Below are 21,864 nucleotides of genomic sequence, written 5' to 3' on the forward strand. Positions count from 1 at the left end.
CGCGTTCAGCGCGGCCGTGCCGACGCCACGTCGATGTCGAACGTCAACGCGCGCTCGAACGAACCCGGCCGCACGGTACGGTGCGAACCGTCGTCGTCGCAGCGCTCCTTGATCTCCACCGTCAGCCGCACGCCTTCCTTCATCGTGACGCGTAGCGCGGTCGTGCCGCGCGTGCCGTATTCGGGCGTCTCGATGAACGCGGCCGACAGCGCACGCTCGCGCTCGATCGGGATGCCGGTGTGCGGCAGCGCGTCGTCGTCCGCGACGTGCGGGTCGCGCATCAGTGCAATCAGCTCGTCGAGCGGCGGGGTCGGATCGTCGGTGAGCAGCGTGCCGAGTTCCGCGCGCTTGCGCACGACTTTCGGCCAGGGCGTATCGAGCCGCGCATTCGACAGCGCATGCACGCCGGGCGTGACAGCGACCGGCGCGGCGACCCGGCTTTCGCCTTCGGGCGCACGGTTGCAGAACCACGCGAGTTCGCGCCGCCGCCAGTCGCCGACGAGCAGGTTGAAGCCGTTGTAGACGGCCGCATGCTCGGCAAGCTGCCCGAGATACTCGAGCGGCGCGACGGGCGGGCCGCCGAGGAAATCGGACACGAGCTTGCCGCGGGTCGGTGCGCCCGCGCGGATGTCGAACGGCGCGCGGTAGTTCGTCAGCGCGGCGAACCGGCCGTCGCGCGAGACGCCGAGCCACGTGCCGCCCGCTTCGAGATCGCGGCCGGCGAGAACGCCCGGCACATCTTCCCACCACGAGAGCGGCGCGCTGGTCCGGCGAAAGAACTCGTCGCGGTTGGCGGCGAGGGTAAAGACGGGACCGGCGGCGGCATCAGGCTGCCAGTCGAAGGCAATCAGACACATCGGGCGAATCTCTCGCAGGAAACATCGGGCGCCGGCTGCGACTCGCGAGCCGGCGCCCGAATGGGTTGTCAGTGCGTCACGCTTCCGTCGGCCATGCGTACGGCAGCGCGTCGAACGCGAGCGCCGGGCCGTCGGCCGAACCGACGTGCACCGTGCCGTTGTCGAGCGCGGCGAGCTTGATCTCGACGAGCGCGTCGACGCCGCCGGCGGGCGCGGCCGCCGCGTTGACGATCATCCCGCACGGCTGGCCGGGATCGTCGCTGTGGAACAGCTCGACGCCGGCATGCACGGTATCGATGTCGCCGGCGACGTGCGCGAGCGCGGTGCGGCGCTTGATCGTGCCGCGGTACTGGCTGCGCGCGACGACTTCCTGGCCCGGGTAGCACCCTTTCCTGAAGTTAACGGCACCGATCACGTCGAAGTTGACCATCTGCGGCACGAACTGTTCGACGGCCGGCTGCGTGATGCGCGGCTCGCCCGCGCGAATGTCGAGCCAGTCCCACACGGCCGGCGACACGACCGGCAGCGTGCCGGCGAGCGCCGCGAGGCGCGCGTCGACCTCGGCGCGCGGGCCGATCCACAGATAGCGCTTGCGGCCGGCCGCGTCGGGCACGCGGATCAGCGCGCCGGCCGGGCCGTCGACCTTCACGTGCACGCCGTCCGGCAGCGCGTCGAAGATGCCCGACAGCGCGTCGCGCACGTTGCCCGCGAAGCCGGCCACCGCGAGCGTGTCGCTTGCATCGGTGAGCTTCGCCTTCGCGCGCAGCACGAACATCGACAGCCGCTTCTGCACGGCCGGCTGCACATCCTTCGACACGAGCAGGCGCACGTCGTGGCCGGCGCGCCAGGCGAGGAACGACCCCAGCAGGCGCCCCTTCGGCGAGCAATAGCCGGACAGCCGCGCGCTCGCGGCATCGAGGTGCTCGATGTCGTTGGTCAGCTGGCTGTGCAGGAACGTCGCGGCGTCGTCGCCGGCCACGTCGATCACGCCGAACTGCGGCAGCGGCATGCAGGCGCCCGGCGCTTCGAAATCGGCGGCGGACGGGCGGGGGAAAACGGGGAGCGAGGCAGATGCGGCCTGGGCAGCCGGTGAAGCGAACGGTGTGCTCATGGAATGAGGGAACAGTCAACCCTGACTTTGACGAAGGCGAGCAAGTATTATATGGGTCTTACCTGAGTCACGTTTCCATGTCCCTACTGAAGAAATGCGCCGCGACGATCGTGGCGCTGGCCGTCGTTGTGGCCGCTGCCGGCGCGGGCGGCGGGTATTACTGGGCGACCCGGCCGCTGCTGCTGGGCTCGGCATCGCTCGACGTCACGATCAAGCCGCGCAGCACCGTGAAGAGCGTCGCGCTGCAGCTCAAGCGCGGCGGCGTGCCGGTCGAACCGTTCGGGTTCGTCGCGATGACGCGCGTGCTCGGGCTGTCGAGCCGGCTCAAGTCCGGCAACTACGAATTCAAGACCGGCATCACGCCTTACGAGGTGCTGCAGAAGATTGCGCGCGGCGACGTGAACGAGTACGTCGCGACGGTCATCGAAGGCTGGACCTTCAAGCGGATGCGCGCGGAACTCGATGCGAATCCCGACCTGACGCACTCGACGGCCGGCATGAGCGACGCCGAGCTGCTGCGTGCGATTGGCGCATCGGACAGCGCCGTGCAGCGCGGCAGCGGCGAGGGGCTGTTCTTCCCCGATACCTACCTGTTCGACAAGGGCACGAGCGACCTGAACATCTATCGGCGCGCGTATCACCTGATGCAGACGCGTCTCGACGAGGCGTGGGCCGCCCGCGTGCCGGGGCTGCCGTACAAGTCGCCTTACGAAGCGCTGACGATCGCATCGATCGTCGAGAAGGAAACGGGCCACGCGGCCGACCGCGCGTTCGTCGCGGCCGTGTTCGCGAACCGGCTGCGCATCGGCATGCCGCTGCAGACCGATCCGTCGGTGATCTACGGGCTCGGCGACGCGTACGACGGCCGCCTGCGCAAGCGCGACCTGCAGGCCGACACTCCTTACAATACCTACACGCGACGCGGCCTGCCGCCGACGCCGATCGCGTTGCCGGGTGTCGCCGCGCTGCAGGCGGCGATCAATCCGGCACCGACGAGCGCGCTCTATTTCGTCGCGAAGGGCGACGGCACGAGCGTGTTCTCGGACACGCTGGGCGATCACAACAAGGCCGTGGACAAGTACATACGAGGTCAATAATGGCGAGCGGTAAATTCATCACGTTCGAAGGCATCGACGGGGCGGGGAAGACCACCCACCTGCAATGGTTCTGCGAACGGCTCCAGGGCAAGCTGGCCGCGGCCGGCCGGCAGGTCGTCGTCACCCGCGAGCCGGGCGGCACGCAGCTCGGCGAGAAACTGCGCGAGATCCTGCTGAACCAGCCGATGGACCTCGAGACGGAAGCGCTGCTGATGTTCGCCGCGCGCCGCGAGCATCTCGCGCTCGTGATCGAGCCGGCGCTCGCGCGCGGCGACTGGGTCGTGTCCGACCGCTTCACCGACGCGACGTTCGCGTACCAGGGCGGCGGCCGCGGGCTGCCGCGCGACAAGCTCGAAACGCTCGAGCGCTGGGTGCAGGGCGGTTTCCAGCCCGACCTCACGGTGCTGTTCGACGTCGCGCCGCATGTCGCGAGCGAGCGCCGTGGCGCCGCGCGCATGCCCGACAAGTTCGAAAGCGAATCGGACGCGTTCTTCTCGCGTACGCGCGGCGAATATCTGCGGCGCGCGGAAGAGGCGCCGCACCGTTTCGCGATCGTCGACGCGACGCAGTCGATTCCCGAGATCCGCCAGCAGCTCGAACGCGTGCTCGCCGCGCTGTAACCCGCAAGGAACGCACCACATGATCTATCCGTGGCAGACCGACGACTGGAACCGCCTGCAGCAGCTGCGCGCGCAATGGCCGCATGCGCTGCTGCTGCACGGCCAGGCCGGGATCGGCAAGCTGCAGTTCGCGCAGCATCTCGCGCAGGGCTTCCTGTGCGAATCGCCGCGGCCGAACGGCGAGCCGTGCGGCACCTGCGCGGCCTGCACGTGGTTCTCGCAGGGCAACCATCCGGACTACCGGATCGTGCTGCCCGAGGCGCTGGCGGGCGAAGCGCCGGGCGCCGCGGACGACGCGAAGCCGGCCGACGCGGACGAAGGCGGCAAGAAGACGCGTGCGCCGAGCAAGGAAATCAAGATCGAGCAGGTGCGCGCGCTGCTGGACTTCTGCGGGGTCGGCTCGCACCGCGGCGGCGCGCGCGTCGTCGTGCTGTATCCGGCCGAGGCGCTCAACGTCGCCGCGTCGAACGCGCTGCTGAAGACGCTGGAGGAGCCGCCGTCCGGCGTCGTGTTCCTGCTCGTGTCGGCGCGTATCGACCGCCTGCTGCCGACCATCATCAGCCGCTGCCGGCAGTGGCCGATGACGGTGCCGGCGCCCGATGCGGCCGAGACATGGCTTGCGGCGCAGGGCGTCGACCACGCCCGCGCGCTGCTCGCGGAAGCCGGCGGCGCGCCGCTCGCCGCGCTGGCGCTCGCGAGCGACGAGAACCGCCCGCTGCGCGACTACACGCTCGGGCAGCTCGCGGCCGGGGCCGGATGCGATCCGTTCGCGTGCGGCGAGACACTGCAGAAGCTGCCGGTGCCGCTGGTGCTCGGCTGGCTGCAGCGTTGGTTGTACGATCTGCTCGCGCAGCGGATGGCGGGCGCGCCGCGCTACTTCCCGATGCACGCGGCGGCGCTCGCGCGTTGCGCGGAGGCGGTCGACGCGAACGCGTTCGCGCGTTTCATGAAAGCCGTGACGCGGCAGCGGACGGTCGAGAACCATCCGCTCAATGCACGGCTCGTATTCGAGGAATTGTTTCTCGGATATCGGGAAATGTTCGCGTGATCCGGCATTGCTTCCCGTGGGTTGCGAAATGGTGAACGGATCGACCGGACCACTCGGCGACGCGGCCCGTCGCCGCATGCCGGCGAGCGCGTGAGCGCGCGTCTTACGTATTCAGGAAACACGATGTTCGTCGACTCTCACTGCCACATCAATTTCAAGGGCCTGGCCGACCGCCTGCCGGCCGTTCTCGAGAACATGCGCGAGCATGACGTCACGCACGCGCTGTGCGTGTCCGTCGATTTCGAGACGCTGCCCGACGTGCTCGCGATCGCCGACGCGCACGACAACGTCTACGCGTCGGTCGGCGTGCATCCCGATCACGAGGACGCGCGCGAGCCGACGCTCGCGGAGCTCGTCGAGCTGGCCGCGCACCCGAAGGTCGTCGCGATCGGCGAAACGGGCCTCGACTACTACCGCCTCGAAGGCCGCTCGATCGCCGACATGGAATGGCAGCGCGAACGCTTTCGCACGCACATCCGCGCGGCGACCGCGACGATGAAGCCGCTGATCATCCATACGCGCGCGTCGTCGGAAGACACGCTGCGGATCATGGCCGAGGAGCGGGCCGACGTGCCCGGCGGCGTGATGCACTGCTTCACCGAGCCGTGGTCCGTCGCCGAGCAGGCGCTCGCGCAGAACTTCCATATCTCGTTGTCGGGCATCGTCACGTTCAAGAACGCGACCGACGTGCAGGACGTCGCGCGGCGCGTGCCGCTCGACCGGCTGCTGATCGAGACCGACTCGCCGTACCTCGCGCCGGTGCCGTATCGCGGCAAGCCGAATGAACCTGCGTACGTCAGCCATGTCGGACGCTTTATCGCATCCGAACGCGGGATGGTCGTCGAGGCGCTCGCCGATGCGACGACGCAGAACTTTTTCCGGCTGTTCAAGATCGCCCGCTAACGACGTGCGCGCAGCCGACACAACCCAGGGAAGGAGCCCACAACAATGACGAAGCCGACCAATCATCTGCCCAAACGCGCCCTCGTTGCCGCCGCGCTGGTCGCGAGCGGCCTGTTCGCCGCCGCCGGCGCGCATGCCGAGTCGCTCGACGCGATCGTCAAGGCCGTCAAGTTCGACGACATCGCCGACATCGGCAAGCAGCTCAAGAGCGGCAAGCTCGACCCGAACACGCTCGCGCCGAACGGCGATCCGATCCTGGTGATCGCCGCGCGCGAGAAGTCGGACAAGGTCGCGGCCGCGATCGCGACGACGCCGAACGTCGACCTCGAGAAGGAAGACAAGGCCGGCGAGAACGCGCTGATGCTCGCGTCGCTGAACGGCGACCTGGGCCTCGCGAAGCTGCTGATCGACAAGGGCGCGGAAGTCAGCAAGAAGGGCTGGGCGCCGCTGCATTACGCGGCGACCAACGGCCAGGACGCGGTCGTGAAGCTGCTGCTCGACCACGATGCCTACATCGACACGGCGTCGCCGAACGGCACGACCCCGCTGATGATGGCCGCGCGCGGCAACCATGCGTCGACGGTCACGCTGCTGCTCGACCAGGGCGCCGATCCGCAGGTCAAGAACCAGCTCGGCATCACCGCGCTCGAGTTCGCGAAGCACTACAACGCGCCGGACGCGATCGAGATCCTGAGCAAGCGGACGACGCGCATTGGTGCGGCGACGCCGGCAGATGCGCAAAAGAGTGCAAAATGACGGTTTTCGGTGCGGGACGGTGCGCCCGGCCGGCCGGATTCCGGCCGGAGCAGGGTGCCCGGCGCCGCGCCGGCCAAGGCAGCAGGCGGCCTCGGGCCGCATTGATATAAGGAACACCATGTTGCGCGCAATGTTTTGTGCCGCGGCGTTTGCCGTGCCGTTGTCGGCAGCGGCTTTCACGGGCGCGGATCTCGACCGGCTGTGCGCGAAGACGGACGTGAAGTCGCGGGCGTCGTGCGCGGCCTATATCGAAGGCGCCGCCGACGGCGTCTACAACACGATCGACGCGATCGGCGGCACCACGGGGCCGCGCGTCGGCCAGTATTTCTGCCTGCCGCCCGACATCCGGGCGCAGCAGATGACCGACGCGGTGCGCAAGTACATCGCGGAAAATCCGAAGCTGGCCGACTACAACGCGAGCACCGCCGTGTCGCTCGGTCTCGGCAAGGCGTTTCCGTGCAGGAGCGGCAACTGACCTGACGCCGTGTCCGGGCGCATGCGCGGCCCGGACGTCGCCGACGCATCCCAGGACGAGGCTGCACGCCTCATCACCCAAGGGCGCCGATGATTTCAATCGAGGAACTGCAGCGCATCGCCGATGCGCCGCTGCATGCGTGGCTCGGCACGCTGGCCGTGTCGGTCATCGTCATGCTGGTCGTCGCGGTCGTGCACCGCCTCGGCGCACGCATCGTCAAGCGCGTCGCGCAGCCGTATCCGCTGATGAGCGCGATCCTGCGCTACATCGACAAGCCGTCGCTCGTCGTGCTCGCGCTGCTGGCGCTCGAGTTCGTGTGGGTCCAGGCGGACGACGGCATGTCGTTCGTGCGCGGCATGCGCACCGCGGCCGCGGTCGGCTCGATCGTGTCGCTCACGTGGCTGCTGGTGCGGCTCGCGGCCGGCGTCGGCGACGCGATCATCCAGGCCCATCCGATCGATACGGCCGACAACCTGCAGGCGCGGCGCATCCATACGCAGGCCAAGGTGCTCGTGCGGACCGTGATGGTGCTGATCGTGATCATCGGCACCGGCGCCGCGCTGATGACGTTCCCGAACGTGCGTCAGGTGGGCGCGAGCCTGCTGGCGTCGGCCGGCGTCGCGGGGCTGGTCGCCGGTATCGCCGCGCGGCCGGTGCTCGGCAACCTGATCGCCGGGCTGCAGATCGCGCTCACGCAGCCGATCCGGCTCGACGACGTGGTCGTGATCCAGGGCGAGTGGGGGCGCATCGAGGAAATCACCGGCTCGTTCGTGTCGGTGCGGCTGTGGGATCAGCGGCGCCTCGTCGTGCCGCTGCAATGGATCATCGAGAACCCGTTCACGAACTGGACGCGCAGCAGTTCGGAAATCATCGGCACGGTCTACCTGTCGGTCGACTACCGGACACCGCTCGCGCCGCTGCGCGAGGAACTCGCGCGGCTCGTCCATGCGGCGCCCGAGTGGGACGGCCGCGTGCAGGTGCTGCAGGTCACCGACGCGACCGAGCGCACGATGCAGTTGCGCGCGCTCGTCAGCGCGGCCGATGCGTCGTCGTGCTGGGATCTGCGCTGCCGCGTGCGCGAAGGGTTGATCGCATACCTGCAGGACCGCTACCCGCAATGCCTGCCGCGCAGCCGGATGGAGCTGTATCCGCACGAATCCGCGCCGGACGCGCCGAATCCCGAACGGCCGCACGCGCGGCAGCCTGCCGCCAGCACGGCGGCCAATACCGCGGCCGATCCGCAGGCCGTCGACGGCCGCTGAGCGTGGCCCGGCGCCTGTCCGCCACGGAGGATTCCCCTCTTCCCATGACCGCACTGAAGACGCTTGCCATCGCCAATTACCGCTCGCTGCGCGAGCTGATCGTGCCGCTCGCGGCGCTCAACGTCGTGACGGGGCCGAACGGCAGCGGCAAGTCGAGCGTGTACCGCGCGCTGCGGCTGCTCGCCGACACCGCGCAGGGCCGCGTGATCCCGTCGCTCGCCCGCGAGGGCGGGTTGCCGTCGACGCTGTGGGCCGGCCCCGAGCGCTTCTCGCGCGCGATGCTGGACGGCGATGCGCCGGTGACGGGCACGGTGCGCAAGGGGCCCGTGAGCCTGAAGCTCGGCTTCGCGTGCGCCGACTTCGGTTATTCGATCGATCTCGGCCTGCCGGTCGCGAGCCATTCGCGGTTCGCGCTCGATCCGGTGGTCAAGCGCGAATGCATCTGGGCCGGCGCGCTGCCGCGTCCGTCGACGCTGCTGGTCGACCGGCAGGGCGCGCAGATCCGCGCGCGCACCGCGTCGGGCGACTGGTGGACGATTCCGCAGCCGGTCGCGAGCTTCGACAGCATGATGACCGAATTCGCCGATCCGACCGGCGCGCCCGAGATGATCGCGGTACGCGAGCGGATCCGTTCGTGGCGCTTCTACGACCATTTCCGGACCGATGCGCAGGCGCCGGCGCGCCAGTCGCACATCGGCACCCACACGCCGGTGCTCGCGGACGATGGCGCCGATCTGGCCGCCGCGCTGCAGACGATCCGCGAAATCGGCGACGCGGCCGCGCTCGACGCGGCGATCGACGACGCGTTTCCCGGTGCGTCGGTCGAGATCGACAATCCGGGCGGCCGCGGCCGGTTCGACGTGCTGATGCGCCAGCCGGGGCTGCTGCGGCCGCTGGCGGCGGCCGAGTTGTCCGACGGCACGCTGCGCTACTTGCTGCTCGCGGCCGCGCTGCTGACGCCGCGCCCGCCGGCGCTGATGGTGCTGAACGAACCGGAGACGAGCCTGCATCCCGATCTGCTGCCCGCGCTTGGCCGCCTGATCGCGCAGGCCGCGCGGCGCTCGCAGGTGCTCGTCGTGTCGCACGCGGCGCGGCTGATCGCGACGCTCGAGCGCGAGGTCGGCTGCGAATCGCTGGTGCTCGACAAGCAGCTCGGCGCGACCGCGCTCGTCGATGCCGACACGCGCGACCTGCCGGCCTGGAAGTGGCCGTCGCGTTGACGGGGCCGGATCGATTCGGCCGTGCGCGGTGGAGGCGGCTGCCCCGCGAACGGAATGTATCCTGTCTGTAACAACGCCCATAAAATGCAAGACGGGCGGCTCCCGGCAGCGGGATCGCGAATAATGTCGGGATAGGCGGCTGGCGCCTTGCCGGCCAGCACTGCAAGGGTCGGGCGCGCGCAATGCGCGATCGCCCGCCGGCCGGGCCGCCAGGGAAGGACACAGGAGACGTGGACCATGAGAATTGCGCAGATCGCCCCGCTGACCGAATCCGTGCCGCCGAAGCTGTACGGCGGCACCGAGCGCGTCGTGTCCTACATCACCGAGGCGCTCGTCGAGCTTGGCCACGACGTGACGCTGTTCGCGAGCGGCGACTCGACGACGCGGGCCCGGCTCGAGCCCGTGTGGCCGCGCGCGCTGCGGCTCGATTCGTCGATCCGCGACCGCGTCGCCCCGCACATGCTGCTGATGGAGACGGTCGCGCGCCGCGCGAAGGATTTCGACGTGCTCCATTTCCACATGGACTACTACTCGTTCTCGGTCTTCAACCGGCAGGAAACGCCGTACGTGACGACGCTGCACGGCCGGCTCGACCTGCCCGAGCAGCAGCCGGTGTTCGACACGTTCAACACGGCGCCGGTGATCTCGATTTCGAACTCGCAGCGCCAGCCGCTGCCGCAGGCGAAATGGCTGACGACCGTCTATCACGGGCTGCCCGACACGCTGTACATGCCACAACCGGTCGAGCCGCGTTATCTCGCGTTCCTCGGCCGCATCTCGCCGGAAAAGCGCGTCGATACCGCGATCCGCATCGCGCGCCAGTGCGGGCTGCCGATCCGGATCGCCGCGAAGATCGACGCGGCCGACCAGGAGTACTTCGAGCGCGAGATCAAGCCGCTGTTCGCGCTGCCGCACGTCGAATACATCGGCGAGATCGCCGATCACCAGAAGGCCGAGTTCCTGTCGGGCGCGCATGCGCTGCTGTTTCCGATCGACTGGCCGGAGCCGTTCGGCCTGGTGATGATCGAGGCGATGTCGTGCGGCACGCCGGTGGTCGCGTTCAATCGCGGCGCGGTGCCCGAGGTGGTGGACGAGGGCGTGTCGGGGTTCATCGTCGAGGATGAAATCAGCGCGGTGGCCGCCGTGAACCGGCTGCACCTGCTGCCGCGTGCGCGCGTGCGGCAGCGCTTCGAGGAGCGCTTCACGTCGCGCCGGATGGCGCAGCAGTACGTCGACGTCTACCAGTCGGTGATCCGCGCGCAGAAGCGCTCGCGCTTCAAGGTGATCGACTCGACGACCTGAACGCGCCGACGCGGCACGCGGACGGATGAAAAAACGGCGATGTCCGCCAGGACATCGCCGTTTGCGCATGGCCCGCGCGCGGCGCGCGCGGGCGGTGCGTCAGCGTCAGATCTTGAGCTTCGTGACCTTCGTGCCGTTGATCGACACGTCGCCCATCAGGCCCGCGTTCGTCAGCACGACGACCTGGACCGGCGCGGTGGCCGTGGTCGTGTCGACGGCGCCGTTCGCGCCCATCTTCACGAGTGCGACCGAAGCGCCGGCGCCGGCTGCCCAGCCGTCCGAGCCGCGGAATTCGTCGAGCGCTTCCTGCGTCATGAACAGGAACACGATCGCCTTCGACTGCGCACCGGCCTGCAGGCCGACGGACAGCGACGACGTGTTGTAGTAGCCGACCGTGCTGCCGCCGACGCGCAGCGCGCCGTTGCCCGACTGGCCGCCGACGATGAAGCCGGCCTGGATCACGTCGGGGAAGACCAGCACGCCGCGCGATTTCGCGACGAGTTCGCGGGAACCCTTGACCGTCGAGTACATGCGCGACAGCGTGGCGTCGACGCTCGCGTCGATCGACTGGCGCTTCGACGCGTTGGTGGCGGCGTTGTCCGGCTTGTCCGGGGTGGTGGTGCAACCGGTGAGCGCGAGGCTACCGACGATGAGCGCAGCGGCGGCTTTCAGCACAAGATTCCGTTTTTGCATCGTTCTTCTCCATCGGATGATGTTCGGAGTGAGTCTCGCTCATGGAGCGGATCACGTCGGCAGTTATAACACAGCGGATTACAGCCTCTTTTCGTCGGCACGTGAAAAAGCGTCAAATCGCGCGGGGGTGTCGCGGCGCGCCAACGGACGGACCGGCGCCAGCGCGCCGGGTGGATTCGGTGCACGGCGGCGGTCGATCGATCGACGGGAGGGCGGCGTTTGCGCCGCACATCAATGCGTGACGGGCGGGACGGGCGGCTTGATCGGCGGGCGGCGCAGCGCGCGGCGGATCAGCGCGATCACGACCCCGCATGCGAACAGGAACGCGGCCGGGACGACCCAGTAGCCGACGAACGCATGCCACAGGTAGCCGGCGAGCGTATTGCGGCGCACCACGTATTCGTCGCGGGCCGCCTGCTGGCGCGGCGCGTTGGCGGCCAGCACGTCGGCCGGGCAGCCGGCCGCGCGCGCCTCGTCAGGATCCCCGTGGCACTTCGCGGCGGCACCGGCGGCTTGCTGGGCTTCAGTGAGCTGCCAGGTGGTCAGCGCGAGCTGCAGGTCCGCCTTGTTGTAGGCCATTTCCTCGCGGATCTCGCGCACGGCGACGATCGCGACGGGCACGGCCCAGAACACGATCACGATCAGCCAGCGGCGGAACCAGCGGTGTTGTCTCCATGCCATCCAAGCCTCCGTTTGACGCGCGTGCGCGTCCGTCTCGAGGGCGGCCCGATGGCGCTTCTTGTACTTGGGTGGGCCGCGTTGCAGCCATCATAGAAGAAAACGCGGCGAATTGCCGCACCATGTGGCGGTGCCTGGGCAGCGGGCCGGAAAAGCGGGGCGGGAAGGGGGAGGACGGAGGGGAAACGCGCATGTCGATGCGCGTGCAACGAAAACGAAAAATGCCGCGCCCGCCGAAGCGGTGCGCGGCATTCGATACGGGAGCGCCGGAACTCAGGCGGCCGGCTGATTGCTCAGGCAGCTCTTCATGAACGCCTTGCGGTCGTCGCCCTTCTTGCCGGTGGCCTGCGTGTTGCACGCCTTCATCTTTTCCTGCTGCGTCATCGCCTTCGCGGGCTTCGCCGACAGGCAGTCCTTCATGAACGCCTTGCGTTCGTCGCCCGTCTTGCCGGCTGCCTGGGTGTTGCAGGCCTTCATCTTGTCCTGCTGGCTGTTCGCCGCGAATGCGGGGGAAGCCAGCATGCCGCCGAGCAGCACTGCGGCTACGAGCGATTGGATTTTCATTTCGACACTCCCATGGGGTGAATTGCGTGTTATCGACGCCGTCACGAAGCACGCCGCGTTGCGGATAGGGCCGCATCGCGCCGTGCGCTCCGATTATGGCAAATCCATGTGAAAACACCACAACGGCACTTTTTATAACGTTGCGGACGCCACGGCCGTTGACCGCGCGCGCGACCGGGCGATCGGGACAAACCATGACGCGTGGCCGCCGGCATCGGCCGCCGCGCCGGAACCTGCCGGATCCCGGCCGCGAGCCATTACAATCGCGGCCATGAATACTCCGAATCCCGCATCCCCTTCGTCCGCGGCGGCGCTGCCGCGCATCGCCGTGCTCGCTACCGGCGGCACGATCGCCGGCGCCGCGCCCGACGCGGCCAGCACGGCCGGCTACCAGGCCGGCGCGCTCGGCGTCAATTTCCTGGTCGACGCGGTACCGGCGCTCGCGTCGGTCGCGCGCATCGACGCCGAGCAGATCGCCAGCATCGACAGCAAGGATCTCGCGCTGCCGCTGTGGAACACGCTTGCCACGCGGATCGACGCGCTGATGGCCGATCCGGCGATCGACGGCATCGTGATCACGCACGGCACCGATACGCTCGAGGAAACCGCGTACGCGCTGCATCTGGTCGTGACGGGCGACAAGCCGGTCGTGCTGACGGCCGCGATGCGGCCGGCGACCGCGCTGTCGTCCGACGGCCCGCTCAACCTGCTGAACGCGGTGACGGTGGCCGGCCATCCGGCCGCGCGCGGGCAAGGCGTGCTGGTCGCGTTCAACAACCGGATCCACGCCGCGCGCGACGTCGTGAAGACGAGCACCTATGCGGTCGACGCCTTCCAGTCGCCGGAACTGGGCGCACTCGGCTGGGTGCAGGACGGCCGCGTCGAATTCGCGCGCCGTGTCACGCGTTCGCGCGACTCGCAGCTGGCGATCGCCGCGGCGTGGCCGCCCGTCGAAGTCGTCGCGAGCTATGCGGGCGTCACGCGCACGGCCGTCGACGCGCTCGTGGCTGCCGGCGTGCGCGGCCTCGTCGTCGCGGGCACCGGCAACGGGTCGATCCATGCGACGCTGCAGGCGGCGCTCGCCGATGCGGTGAAGGCCGGCGTGGCGGTGGTCCGCGCGTCGCGCGTCGGGTCGGGGCATGTGATGCGCAACGGCGCCGCGAGCGACGATGCGCTCGGTTTCGTCAGCGCGGGCTCGCTGAATCCGTTCAAGGCCCGCGTGCTGCTGATGCTCGCGCTCGCGAACGGCATTGTCGGTCGCGACGCGCTGCAGCGCGCATTCGACACGCTGTAACGGCGACAGGCCGGTCGGGCGGCGCGCGGCGCCCATGAAAAAGGCAGGCCATCGGCCTGCCTTTTTTGCATCAGTCCGGCAAGTTTGCTCAGGACTGCGGCGGAATCACGAGCTTCTGGCCCGGGTAGATCCGGTCCGGGCTCGACAGCATCGGCTTGTTCGCTTCGAAGATCGCCGGATACTTGTTCGCGTCGCCATACACTTCCTTGGCGATCGCCGACAGCGTGTCGCCCGGCTTCACGTCGTGATACTGCACTTCGGGATCGTCCGGCTGCAGATCGTCGTCGTTGACGCCCGCGACGCCTTGCACGTTGCCGGCCGCGACCTTGACCTTCGCCTTCGTGTCGAGGTCGGCGACGCTGCCCGACAGCGTGACGGTGCGCGATGCGCCGTCGAACGCGACGGTCAGGTTCGACGTGTCGAGCCCTTGCGAGTTGATGTAATTCTTGATCGCATCGGCCGCGGTCTGGTTTGCGGCATTCGGATCTTCCGCTGCTTGCGCATCGGCATGACCCAGCAGTTTTTCACCCGCCTCTTTGATAAACGAAAGAAGACCCATCGCTGCACTCCTTAGGTGGTTGAACAGAAAACGCGCCATGAAGTGGCGAAAAAAACACCGCGCTGGGCGCATTCACGAACGTGAACGCAAGCGCGGCGGTTTTCTCGAAAGGCGTGGCGAAAGTGTAGGCGTTCAGCGCGACGATTGCATGAAAAATCGCGCGCTCGAACGTAAAGAAATGTAATACGCGAAATCCGACAGGCGGACACCCGACGACGACGTCTGACCGACCAAGGCTTCCCCGGCGCCGCCGGGTGCCGCTGCGGACCCCACCACGCCGCTCTCAGCCCAGAGCGGCGTTTTTCGCCCCGTCCCGCACGCCGTTGGCGATGCAGGGCGGGGCGCCCCACCGTGATGCGCGCGTGTCCGCGCATCGATGCGACCGGCCGCGGCCGGTTCGCGCACGTCTGTCGCGCCCCTCCGCCATTGCAGCGGAAACGCGCGGTGCGGCAGTCGCGTTACGCGGCCGGCGTCTGGCCGATCTCGAAGTTCGACATGATCTCGAGCGCGCGTACGAGTGCCGAGTGATCCCATGCCTTGCCGCCGTGCGATGCGCACACGCTGAACAGCTGCTGCGCGCTGGCCGTATGCGGCAGCGCGAGGCCGAGCTTGCGTGCGCCGTCGAGCGCGAGGTTCAGGTCCTTCTGATGCAGCTCGATGCGGAAGCCCGGATCGAACGTGCGCTTCGTCATCCGCGCGCCGTGCACTTCGAGGATGCGCGACGCGGCGAAGCCGCCCATCAGCGCCTGGCGAACGCGCTCCGGATCGGCGCCCGAGCGCGCGGCGAACAGGAGCGCTTCGCCGACGGCCTCGATGTTCAGCGCGACGATGATCTGGTTCGCGACCTTGCAGGTCTGGCCGGCGCCGTTGTCGCCGACGAGCGTGATGTTCTTGCCCATCTTCTCGAACAGCGGCTTCGCGCGCTCGAACGCCTTCTCCGGGCCGCCGACCATGATCGTCAGCGTCGCTTCGCGGGCGCCGACCTCGCCGCCGGACACCGGTGCGTCGAGGTAGTCGCAACCGAGCGCGTTGATCTGCTTCGCGAATGCCTGCGTGTCGAGCGGCGAAATCGAGCTCATGTCGATCACGAGCTTGCCGGCCGTCAGACCCTTCGCGACGCCGTCGTCGGCGAACAGCACGTTACGCACGTCCGGCGTATCCGGCACCATCGAGATGATGATGTCGGCGTGCTGCGCGACTTCGGTCGAGTTCGCGACGACCTTCGCGCTCGCGCGCAGATCGTCCGGGATCGGGAACGCGCCGTTCACGACGAGCTGGTGGTCGCCCTTGAGCAGGTTGCGCGCCATGTGCGCGCCCATGATGCCGAGGCCGATGAAACCGATGGTTGCCATGTGAAAGTCTCCTATTGGGCGGATGACGGGAAGGGGACGACTCAGGCGGCGCGACGCGCCGAGCCCGGTGCGCAGCCGGCGACGCTTTGCAGCCAGCCGAGGCCTTCCGTCGTGGTGGTGCGGGGCTTGTATTCGCAGCCGACGTAGCCGGCATAACCGAGCCGGTCGAGCAGCGCGAACAGGAACGCGTAGTTGATCTCGCCCGTGCCCGGCTCGTTGCGGCCCGGGTTGTCCGCGAGCTGGACGTGGCCGATCGACGCGAGGTTGCGTTCGATCGTCGCGGCCAGTTCGCCTTCCATGCGCTGCATGTGATAGATGTCGTACTGCAGGAACAGGTTGTCCGAGCCGACCGCGCGAATCACGTCGAGGCCTTCCGACGAACGGTTCAGCGCGAAGCCCGGAATGTCGAAGCTGTTGCACGGCTCGACGAGCAGGCGAATGCCTGCGCGCTTCAGCGCGTCGGCCGCGAAGCGCAGGTTGTCGACGATCGTGACGAACGTCTTGTCGCGCGCGGTGCTTGCCGACGGAATGCCGACGAGGCAGTTCAGCTGCGGCACCTTCAGCGCCTTCGCGTACTCGATCGCACGGCCGACACCCTCCTGGAATTCGCCGACGCGATCGGGCAGGCAGGCGATGCCGCGCTCGCCCTGGTCCCAGTTGCCGGCGGGCAGGTTGTGCAGCACGAGGCGCAGGCGGTGCGTCTCGAGCCGCTCGGCGAGTTCCTCTTTCGCGTACGGGTACGGGAACAGGAACTCGACGGCGTCGAAGCCCGCGTCGGCGGCCGCCTTGAAGCGGTCGAGGAACGGCACTTCGTTGAACAGCATGGTCAGGTTTGCAGCAAACTTCGGCATGAGCTAAGCCTCTTCGGTCGGTCAGTCAAATGGTCCGGCGGTTCAGTCGAGCATCGAGATCGCGGTCGGCGCGTGCTCGGCCTTCTCGGCGAGATCCTCGAATTCGTTGATCGCGTCGATTTCGGTGCCCATCGAGATGTTCGTCACGCGCTCGAGGATCACTTCGACGACCACCGGCACGCTGAACTGTTCCGCGAGCGTTTGCGCCTGGCGCAGCGCCGGCTCGATCTCTTCCGGCTTGAACACGCGCAGCGCCTTGCAGCCGAGGCCTTCCGCGACGGCCACGTGGTCGACGCCGTAGCCGTTCAGTTCCGGCGCGTTCACGTTGTCGAACGCGAGCTGCACGCAGTAGTCCATGTCGAACGCGCGCTGGGCCTGGCGGATCAGCCCGAGGTACGAGTTGTTCACGACCACGTGCACGTACGGCAGCTTGAATTGCGCGCCGGCCGCCAGCTCCTCGATCATGAACTGGAAGTCGTAGTCGCCGGACAGCGCGACGATCGGGCGGCTCGGGTCGGCGGCACGCACGCCGAGCGCGGCGGGGATCGTCCAGCCGAGCGGGCCGGCCTGGCCGCAGTTGATCCAGTTGCGCGCCTTGAACACGTGCAGGAACTGCGCGGCGGCGATCTGCGACAGGCCGATCGTGCTGACGTAGCAGGTATCGCGGCCGAACACCTTGTTCATCTCTTCGTACACGCGCTGCGGCTTGACCGGCACGTTGTCGAAGTGCGTCTTGCGCTGCAGCGTGCGCTTGCGTGCCTGGCATTCGGCGACCCATGCGCCGCGGTCCTTCAGCTTGCCGGCGGCCTGCCATTCCCGTGCGACGGCGACGAACAGCTCGAGCGCGGCCTTCGCGTCGGACACGATGCCGAGATCCGGGCCGAACACGCGGCCGATCTGCGTCGGCTCGATGTCGACGTGCACGAACTTGCGGCCCTTCGTGTAGACCTCGACGCTGCCCGTGTGGCGGTTCGCCCAACGGTTGCCGATGCCGAGCACGAAGTCGGACGCGAGCAGCGTGGCGTTGCCGTAGCGGTGCGACGTCTGCAGGCCGACCATGCCGGCCATCAGCGGGTGGTCGTCCGGAATCGCGCCCCACGACATCAGCGTCGGGATCACCGGCACGCCGATCGTTTCGGCGAACTGGACGAGCAGGTCTTCGGCCGCCGCGTTGAGCACGCCGCCGCCCGACACGATCAGCGGCTTGTCCGCGTCGTTGAGCATCGCGAGCGCCTTCTCGATCTGCGCGCGGGTGGCCGCGGGCTTGTAGACCGGCAGCGGTTCGTACGTGTCGATGTCGAATTCGATTTCGGCGAGCTGCACGTCGATCGGCAGGTCGACCAGCACCGGGCCCGGACGGCCCGAGCGCATCAGGTGGAAGGCTTGCTGGAACACACGCGGCACGAGCGCCGGTTCGCGCACGGTGACGGCCCACTTCGTGACGGGCTTCGCGATCGACTCGATGTCGACGGCCTGGAAGTCTTCCTTGTACAGGCGGGCACGCGGCGCCTGGCCGGTGATCGCGAGGATCGGAATCGAGTCGGCGGACGCGGAGTAGAGGCCGGTGATCATGTCGGTGCCGGCGGGGCCCGACGTGCCGATGCACACGCCGATGTTGCCGGGCGCCGCACGCGTGAAGCCTTCGGCCATGTGCGATGCGCCTTCGACGTGGCGCGCCAGCACGTGACTGATGCCGCCGGACTTGCGCATCGCGGAGTAGAACGGGTTGATCGCCGCGCCCGGCACGCCGAACGCGGTCTGGATGCCTTCCTTCTCGAGCACGAGCACTGCCGCGTCGACGGCTCTCATCTTGGCCATGAATGTCTCCTTGATATGTGGTGGATCTTGCGAATGGGTCTGTTGGGGACACTTTAGGGATGCAGGAAAGGTTTGATAAGATCCGCCCAAGTCGCTTATTTCGAAACTAAAAGTATGGAATGACGGCCTGACGGGGCTTCTCGCGGGGCCGGAACAGAGACGGAGACAGGAGATGGATCGCTTCAAGCAGATCGAGACGTTCGTGCGGGTTGCCGATGCCGGCAGCCTCGCGGCGGCGGCGCTCGAGGAGGGGGTGTCGCCGGTGGTGCTCGGGCGGCGCATCGACGCGCTGGAGAAACGCCTCGGCGTGAAGCTGATGTACCGCTCGACGCGGCGGCTGGTGGTCAGCGAGGAGGGCGCCGCGTTCCTCGAGCGCTGCCGCGGGCTGTTGTCCGAATGGGACCAGGCCGAGAACGAGCTGGCCGCCGGGCGGCGCGCGGTCAGCGGGCACCTGATCGTCTCGGCGCCGGCCGCATTCGGGCGCAAGCACGTCGCGCCGCATGCGCCCGGCTTTCTGGCCGACAAGCCCGAGATGCAGCTGTCGTTCAACCTGACCGACCGCGTCGTCGATCTCGTGCGCGAAGGCTACGACCTGTCGATCCGGATCGGCGGCGCCGTCGATCCGAACTTCGTCGCGGTGAAGCTCGCGTCGAACCGGCGCGTCGTCTGCGGCACGCCCGGGTATTTCCGCCGACACGGCCGGCCGAAATCGCTCGACGACCTGCTGAAGCACAACTGCCTGGCTTTCAACCTGCAGGGCGGACAGAACCGCGGCTGGTATTTCCAGCGCCACGGCAAGATCGCGACGATGCGCGTGACCGGCAACCTCGACTGCAACGACGGCGAGCTGCTGCACCGCTGGGTGGCCGAGGGGCTCGGGCTCGGCTGGCGCTCGACCTGGGAAATCGCCGCGCAGCTGGAGACGGGCGAGCTGGAGACCGTGCTCGACGAATACGCGCTGCCCGACTACGACATCCTCGCGGTCTACCCGCAGCAGCGCTACGTGCCGGCGCGCGTGCGCTATTTCATCGACTACCTGAGGGCCGCGTATGCGCGCCCCGGCTACTGGAGCACCACGCCGTAACGAGCGGCGGGCGCCCCGGCGCTTTTTTTCGCTTCGTGCCCCCGGCGCGGGAATAAACTCGACGCAGCAACGGTATGGTCATCGAGCGCGCACGCTGCCGGTCTGTCCGGGCGCCGTGCGCGGAACGGGCGCGGCATCGGCCGCCGGGACCAGGGAGGCCATGTGGGGCAAGCCGGACAGGCGGTCGATGAACGGGCGGCGGACGACGCGGTCGCGCGCGGCGAGCGGTTTCGCACGCTCGTGCTGCCGCATCTCGACGCCGCGTACAACCTCGCGCGCTGGCTGAGCGGCAATGCCGGCGACGCGGACGACGTCGTGCAGGACGCGTGCATGCGCGCGCTGCGCTTCGTCGATTCGTGTCGCGGCGACAACGCGCGGCCATGGCTGCTGACGATCGTGCGCCACACCTGGTACACCGAGTGGCGGCGCCGCACGCATGCGCACGAGGTCGCGCTGCCCGATACGCTGGACGACACCGACGTGCCCGACGACTGGCAGCCGGCGGCGGAGGATCCGCTCGCGCAGCTGCTGCGCGGCGAGAACGTGCGGCTCGTGAATGCGGCACTCGCGAAGCTGCCGCCCGAGTACCGCGAGGTGCTCGTGCTGCGCGAGATGGAGGACCTGAGTTACCGCGAGATCGCGGCGATCGCGGACGTGCCGGTCGGCACGGTGATGTCGCGGCTCGCGCGCGGCCGGCGCAAGCTCGCCGCGCTGCTGGGCGGCGTGCCGGCACCGGCGCCCGAAGGCAGGCCGGCCCGTACGCCGGCCGGCGGAACCGCATCGGAGGCTATCGATGGACTGTAACGAAGCGCGCGCGTTGCTGGACGCGGACGTCGACCGCGAGCTGTCGGCGCCCGATGCGTTGCGGGTCCAGCAGCATGTCGAAGGGTGCGATGCGTGCCGCCGCGAACGCGCGCGGATCGTCACGCTGGTGCAGGCCGTGCGGCAGGCCGATTACCACCGTGCGCCGGATGCGCTGCGGGCGGGCATCCTGGCCGGTCTGCCGGCCGCGGCCGACGCGCCCGTTCGCGAGCCGGCGGGCGCGGGGTTTCGGCCCGAGCCTCGATCGCAGCCGCGTCCGCGCGGTCGCGGCTGGTTTCCCTGGCTGGCGGGGCGGGGCGGGCCGACACGGCCTGCCGCGGCCGGCGCCGGGCCGCGCGTCGCCGCATGGCCGGGGCTCGGCTGGGGCGTCGCGCTGCTGGTGGCGCTCGCGGCGGCGGGCGGGATGACGCTGTCCGCGCGCCATGCCGACACCGACCGCACCGTCGACGAACTCGTCTCGAGCCACGTGCGGGCCGGCCTGTCGGCGCGCGACATCGACGTGATCTCGACCGACCGCCACACGGTCAAGCCATGGTTCAACGGCCGGCTCGACTATGCGCCGCCGGTCGAGGATCTCGCGGCGGACGGCTTCGCGCTGGTTGGCGGGCGGCTCGACTACGTCGGGCGGCGTCGCGTCGCGGTGCTCGTGTACCGCTACCGGCAGCACGTGATCGACGTCTACGTGCGGCCGGCCGGCGAAGGGCCGGCGGCCCCGTACACGACCGTGTCGCAGGGCTATGCGCTCGACCGCTGGGACGCGGCCGGGATGACGTGGTGGGCCGTGACCGACGCCGAGCCGTCGGCGCTCACGGCGTTCCGGACGGCGCTCGACGCGCGGCTGTCGGGCACGCGCGGCGAGTGATGGCGCGACGCCGGCCGCGCCCCGCCGCGCGCGCGGCCGGCGTTCGGGCCCCGATAAAAAGAGCCGACAGGCGAGCACGTGCGCCGGCCCGTCCGTTCAAGTCTTTGAAAACATGGCCGAATCCGCGCGCCGATCGTTGATTGGCCTTGCATGCGTCCCGTAATCGGGTTAGAATCTTCGGCTTCTCACTTGCCACACCGGTTCAGACGCCCGGGTGGCTTTAATCCACAAGGAGTGTGTAATGCGTCATTACGAAATCGTCTTCATCGTGCACCCGGATCAAAGCGAGCAAGTGCCCGCGATGATCGAGCGCTACAAGTCCACGATCACGTCGCACGGTGGCCAGATCCACCGTGTCGAAGACTGGGGCCGTCGCCAACTGGCCTACATGATCGAGAAACTCGCGAAGGCTCACTACGTCTGCATGAACATCGAGTGCGACCAGACGACGCTCGACGAACTCGAACACGCGTTCAAGTTCAACGACGCCGTGCTGCGTCACCTCATCGTCAAGATGAAGAAGGCCGAAACCGGCCCGTCGCCGATGATGAAGGAAGTTCAGCGCGAAGAAGCCAAGAAGGCGGCTGCAGCTCAGCCGACCGAAGCGCAGGCTTAAGTTCGTCATTCATTAAGCCA

At 68.6% G+C, this 21,864-nt stretch carries 24 protein-coding genes; 15 read left to right on the forward strand and 9 right to left on the reverse strand.

Translation table 11 applies throughout. The features are described 5' to 3' along the window. Window positions 1-5 precede the first annotated feature (5 nt). Window positions 6-857 (reverse strand): NRDE family protein, encoded by an 852-nt coding sequence (locus AC0KUR_RS23845; protein WP_034188703.1) that lies wholly within the window; start codon window positions 855-857, stop codon window positions 6-8. Window positions 858-933: 76 nt separating this feature from the next. Continuing rightward, window positions 934-1,968 (reverse strand): CAF17-like 4Fe-4S cluster assembly/insertion protein YgfZ, encoded by a 1,035-nt coding sequence (gene ygfZ, locus AC0KUR_RS23850; protein ID WP_473376494.1) that lies wholly within the window; start codon window positions 1,966-1,968, stop codon window positions 934-936. Window positions 1,969-2,045: 77 nt separating this feature from the next. Here ygfZ and mltG point away from each other — a divergent pair, with 77 nt between their 5' ends. From mltG to AC0KUR_RS23895, 9 genes are all read left to right on the forward strand, one after another. Beyond that, entirely contained in the window at window positions 2,046-3,065 is a 1,020-nt protein-coding gene (gene mltG, locus AC0KUR_RS23855; protein ID WP_049030839.1) for an endolytic transglycosylase MltG, read from the forward strand. Continuing rightward, complete coding sequence (tmk, locus tag AC0KUR_RS23860) at window positions 3,065-3,685, forward strand: dTMP kinase (RefSeq protein WP_034188700.1); 621 nt, start codon at window positions 3,065-3,067, stop codon at window positions 3,683-3,685. Before mltG ends, tmk begins: the two co-directional genes overlap by 1 nt. Window positions 3,686-3,704: 19 nt before the next feature. Continuing rightward, the gene (locus tag AC0KUR_RS23865) at window positions 3,705-4,733 is read left to right on the forward strand and encodes a DNA polymerase III subunit delta' (protein ID WP_034188699.1); all 1,029 of its coding nucleotides are present in this window, start codon (window positions 3,705-3,707) and stop codon (window positions 4,731-4,733) included. A 123-nt stretch (window positions 4,734-4,856) separates the two neighbouring features. Further along, window positions 4,857-5,636 (forward strand): TatD family hydrolase, encoded by a 780-nt coding sequence (locus tag AC0KUR_RS23870; protein ID WP_473376495.1) that lies wholly within the window; start codon window positions 4,857-4,859, stop codon window positions 5,634-5,636. A gap of 45 nt (window positions 5,637-5,681) precedes the next feature. Continuing rightward, on the forward strand, window positions 5,682-6,392 hold the full coding sequence (locus tag AC0KUR_RS23875; protein WP_034188697.1) for an ankyrin repeat domain-containing protein: 711 nt from the start codon (window positions 5,682-5,684) through the stop codon (window positions 6,390-6,392). Window positions 6,393-6,510: 118 nt separating this feature from the next. Next, a complete protein-coding gene (locus AC0KUR_RS23880; protein ID WP_006485939.1) occupies window positions 6,511-6,867 on the forward strand; it encodes a Rap1a/Tai family immunity protein in 357 nt (118 codons plus the stop codon). An 89-nt stretch (window positions 6,868-6,956) separates the two neighbouring features. Next, on the forward strand, window positions 6,957-8,129 hold the full coding sequence (locus AC0KUR_RS23885; protein WP_069245646.1) for a mechanosensitive ion channel family protein: 1,173 nt from the start codon (window positions 6,957-6,959) through the stop codon (window positions 8,127-8,129). Window positions 8,130-8,173: 44 nt separating this feature from the next. Continuing rightward, window positions 8,174-9,349 (forward strand): AAA family ATPase, encoded by a 1,176-nt coding sequence (locus AC0KUR_RS23890; RefSeq protein ID WP_473376496.1) that lies wholly within the window; start codon window positions 8,174-8,176, stop codon window positions 9,347-9,349. Between the two features lie 237 nt (window positions 9,350-9,586). Next, entirely contained in the window at window positions 9,587-10,651 is a 1,065-nt protein-coding gene (locus AC0KUR_RS23895) for a glycosyltransferase family 4 protein (RefSeq protein ID WP_034188694.1), read from the forward strand. 105 nt (window positions 10,652-10,756) lie between these two features. On the opposite strand, the gene AC0KUR_RS23900 is transcribed toward AC0KUR_RS23895, so the two are convergent. The 3 genes from AC0KUR_RS23900 to AC0KUR_RS23910 all read right to left on the reverse strand — a co-directional run bounded on the left by AC0KUR_RS23900 (window position 10,757) and on the right by AC0KUR_RS23910 (window position 12,586). Further along, a complete protein-coding gene (locus tag AC0KUR_RS23900; RefSeq protein WP_034188693.1) occupies window positions 10,757-11,344 on the reverse strand; it encodes a BPSL1445 family SYLF domain-containing lipoprotein in 588 nt (195 codons plus the stop codon). Window positions 11,345-11,575: 231 nt separating this feature from the next. Next, window positions 11,576-12,025 (reverse strand): membrane protein, encoded by a 450-nt coding sequence (locus AC0KUR_RS23905; protein ID WP_034188692.1) that lies wholly within the window; start codon window positions 12,023-12,025, stop codon window positions 11,576-11,578. A gap of 270 nt (window positions 12,026-12,295) precedes the next feature. After that, window positions 12,296-12,586, reverse strand: a complete 291-nt coding sequence (locus tag AC0KUR_RS23910) for a PsiF family protein (protein WP_011549641.1) — start codon at window positions 12,584-12,586, stop codon at window positions 12,296-12,298. Window positions 12,587-12,857: 271 nt separating this feature from the next. Between AC0KUR_RS23910 and AC0KUR_RS23915 the strand changes: the two genes are divergently transcribed. Beyond that, a complete protein-coding gene (locus AC0KUR_RS23915; RefSeq protein WP_473376497.1) occupies window positions 12,858-13,880 on the forward strand; it encodes an asparaginase in 1,023 nt (340 codons plus the stop codon). Between the two features lie 88 nt (window positions 13,881-13,968). Here the strand turns inward: AC0KUR_RS23915 and lysM are convergent, their stop codons facing one another. Further along, window positions 13,969-14,439: a peptidoglycan-binding protein LysM gene (gene lysM / locus AC0KUR_RS23920; RefSeq protein WP_034188690.1), complete on the reverse strand. Its 471-nt coding sequence runs from the start codon at window positions 14,437-14,439 to the stop codon at window positions 13,969-13,971. Between the two features lie 37 nt (window positions 14,440-14,476). Between lysM and AC0KUR_RS23925 the strand changes: the two genes are divergently transcribed. Beyond that, on the forward strand, window positions 14,477-14,623 hold the full coding sequence (locus AC0KUR_RS23925) for a hypothetical protein (protein ID WP_185732866.1): 147 nt from the start codon (window positions 14,477-14,479) through the stop codon (window positions 14,621-14,623). 274 nt (window positions 14,624-14,897) lie between these two features. Here the strand turns inward: AC0KUR_RS23925 and AC0KUR_RS23930 are convergent, their stop codons facing one another. Genes AC0KUR_RS23930 through gcl form a run of 3 tightly spaced genes read right to left on the reverse strand, consistent with a single transcriptional unit; the run spans window position 14,898 to window position 18,460 of the window. After that, window positions 14,898-15,791 carry a 2-hydroxy-3-oxopropionate reductase gene (locus tag AC0KUR_RS23930; RefSeq protein WP_034188689.1) on the reverse strand — a complete coding sequence of 298 codons (894 nt, stop codon included), beginning with the start codon at window positions 15,789-15,791 and terminating at the stop codon, window positions 14,898-14,900. A gap of 41 nt (window positions 15,792-15,832) precedes the next feature. Beyond that, window positions 15,833-16,642, reverse strand: coding sequence for a hydroxypyruvate isomerase (gene hyi / locus AC0KUR_RS23935; RefSeq protein ID WP_034188688.1), 810 nt, complete (start codon window positions 16,640-16,642; stop codon window positions 15,833-15,835). A 42-nt stretch (window positions 16,643-16,684) separates the two neighbouring features. Next, window positions 16,685-18,460, reverse strand: coding sequence for a glyoxylate carboligase (gene gcl, locus AC0KUR_RS23940; protein WP_034188687.1), 1,776 nt, complete (start codon window positions 18,458-18,460; stop codon window positions 16,685-16,687). A 172-nt stretch (window positions 18,461-18,632) separates the two neighbouring features. Here gcl and AC0KUR_RS23945 point away from each other — a divergent pair, with 172 nt between their 5' ends. The 4 genes from AC0KUR_RS23945 (at window position 18,633) to rpsF (ending at window position 21,844) form a co-directional block, all read left to right on the forward strand. Further along, the gene (locus tag AC0KUR_RS23945) at window positions 18,633-19,544 is read left to right on the forward strand and encodes a LysR family transcriptional regulator (RefSeq protein WP_031399242.1); all 912 of its coding nucleotides are present in this window, start codon (window positions 18,633-18,635) and stop codon (window positions 19,542-19,544) included. Window positions 19,545-19,706: 162 nt separating this feature from the next. Further along, on the forward strand, window positions 19,707-20,348 hold the full coding sequence (locus tag AC0KUR_RS23950; RefSeq protein ID WP_034188686.1) for an RNA polymerase sigma factor: 642 nt from the start codon (window positions 19,707-19,709) through the stop codon (window positions 20,346-20,348). After that, the gene (locus AC0KUR_RS23955; protein ID WP_034188685.1) at window positions 20,338-21,228 is read left to right on the forward strand and encodes an anti-sigma factor family protein; all 891 of its coding nucleotides are present in this window, start codon (window positions 20,338-20,340) and stop codon (window positions 21,226-21,228) included. The genes AC0KUR_RS23950 and AC0KUR_RS23955 overlap by 11 nt, the downstream gene beginning before the upstream one ends. A 241-nt stretch (window positions 21,229-21,469) precedes the next feature. Then, entirely contained in the window at window positions 21,470-21,844 is a 375-nt protein-coding gene (gene rpsF, locus AC0KUR_RS23960; RefSeq protein WP_004193673.1) for a 30S ribosomal protein S6, read from the forward strand. Window positions 21,845-21,864 lie beyond the last annotated feature (20 nt).

The sequence above is a fragment of the Burkholderia sp. YHN3-13 genome, assembly GCF_055810675.1.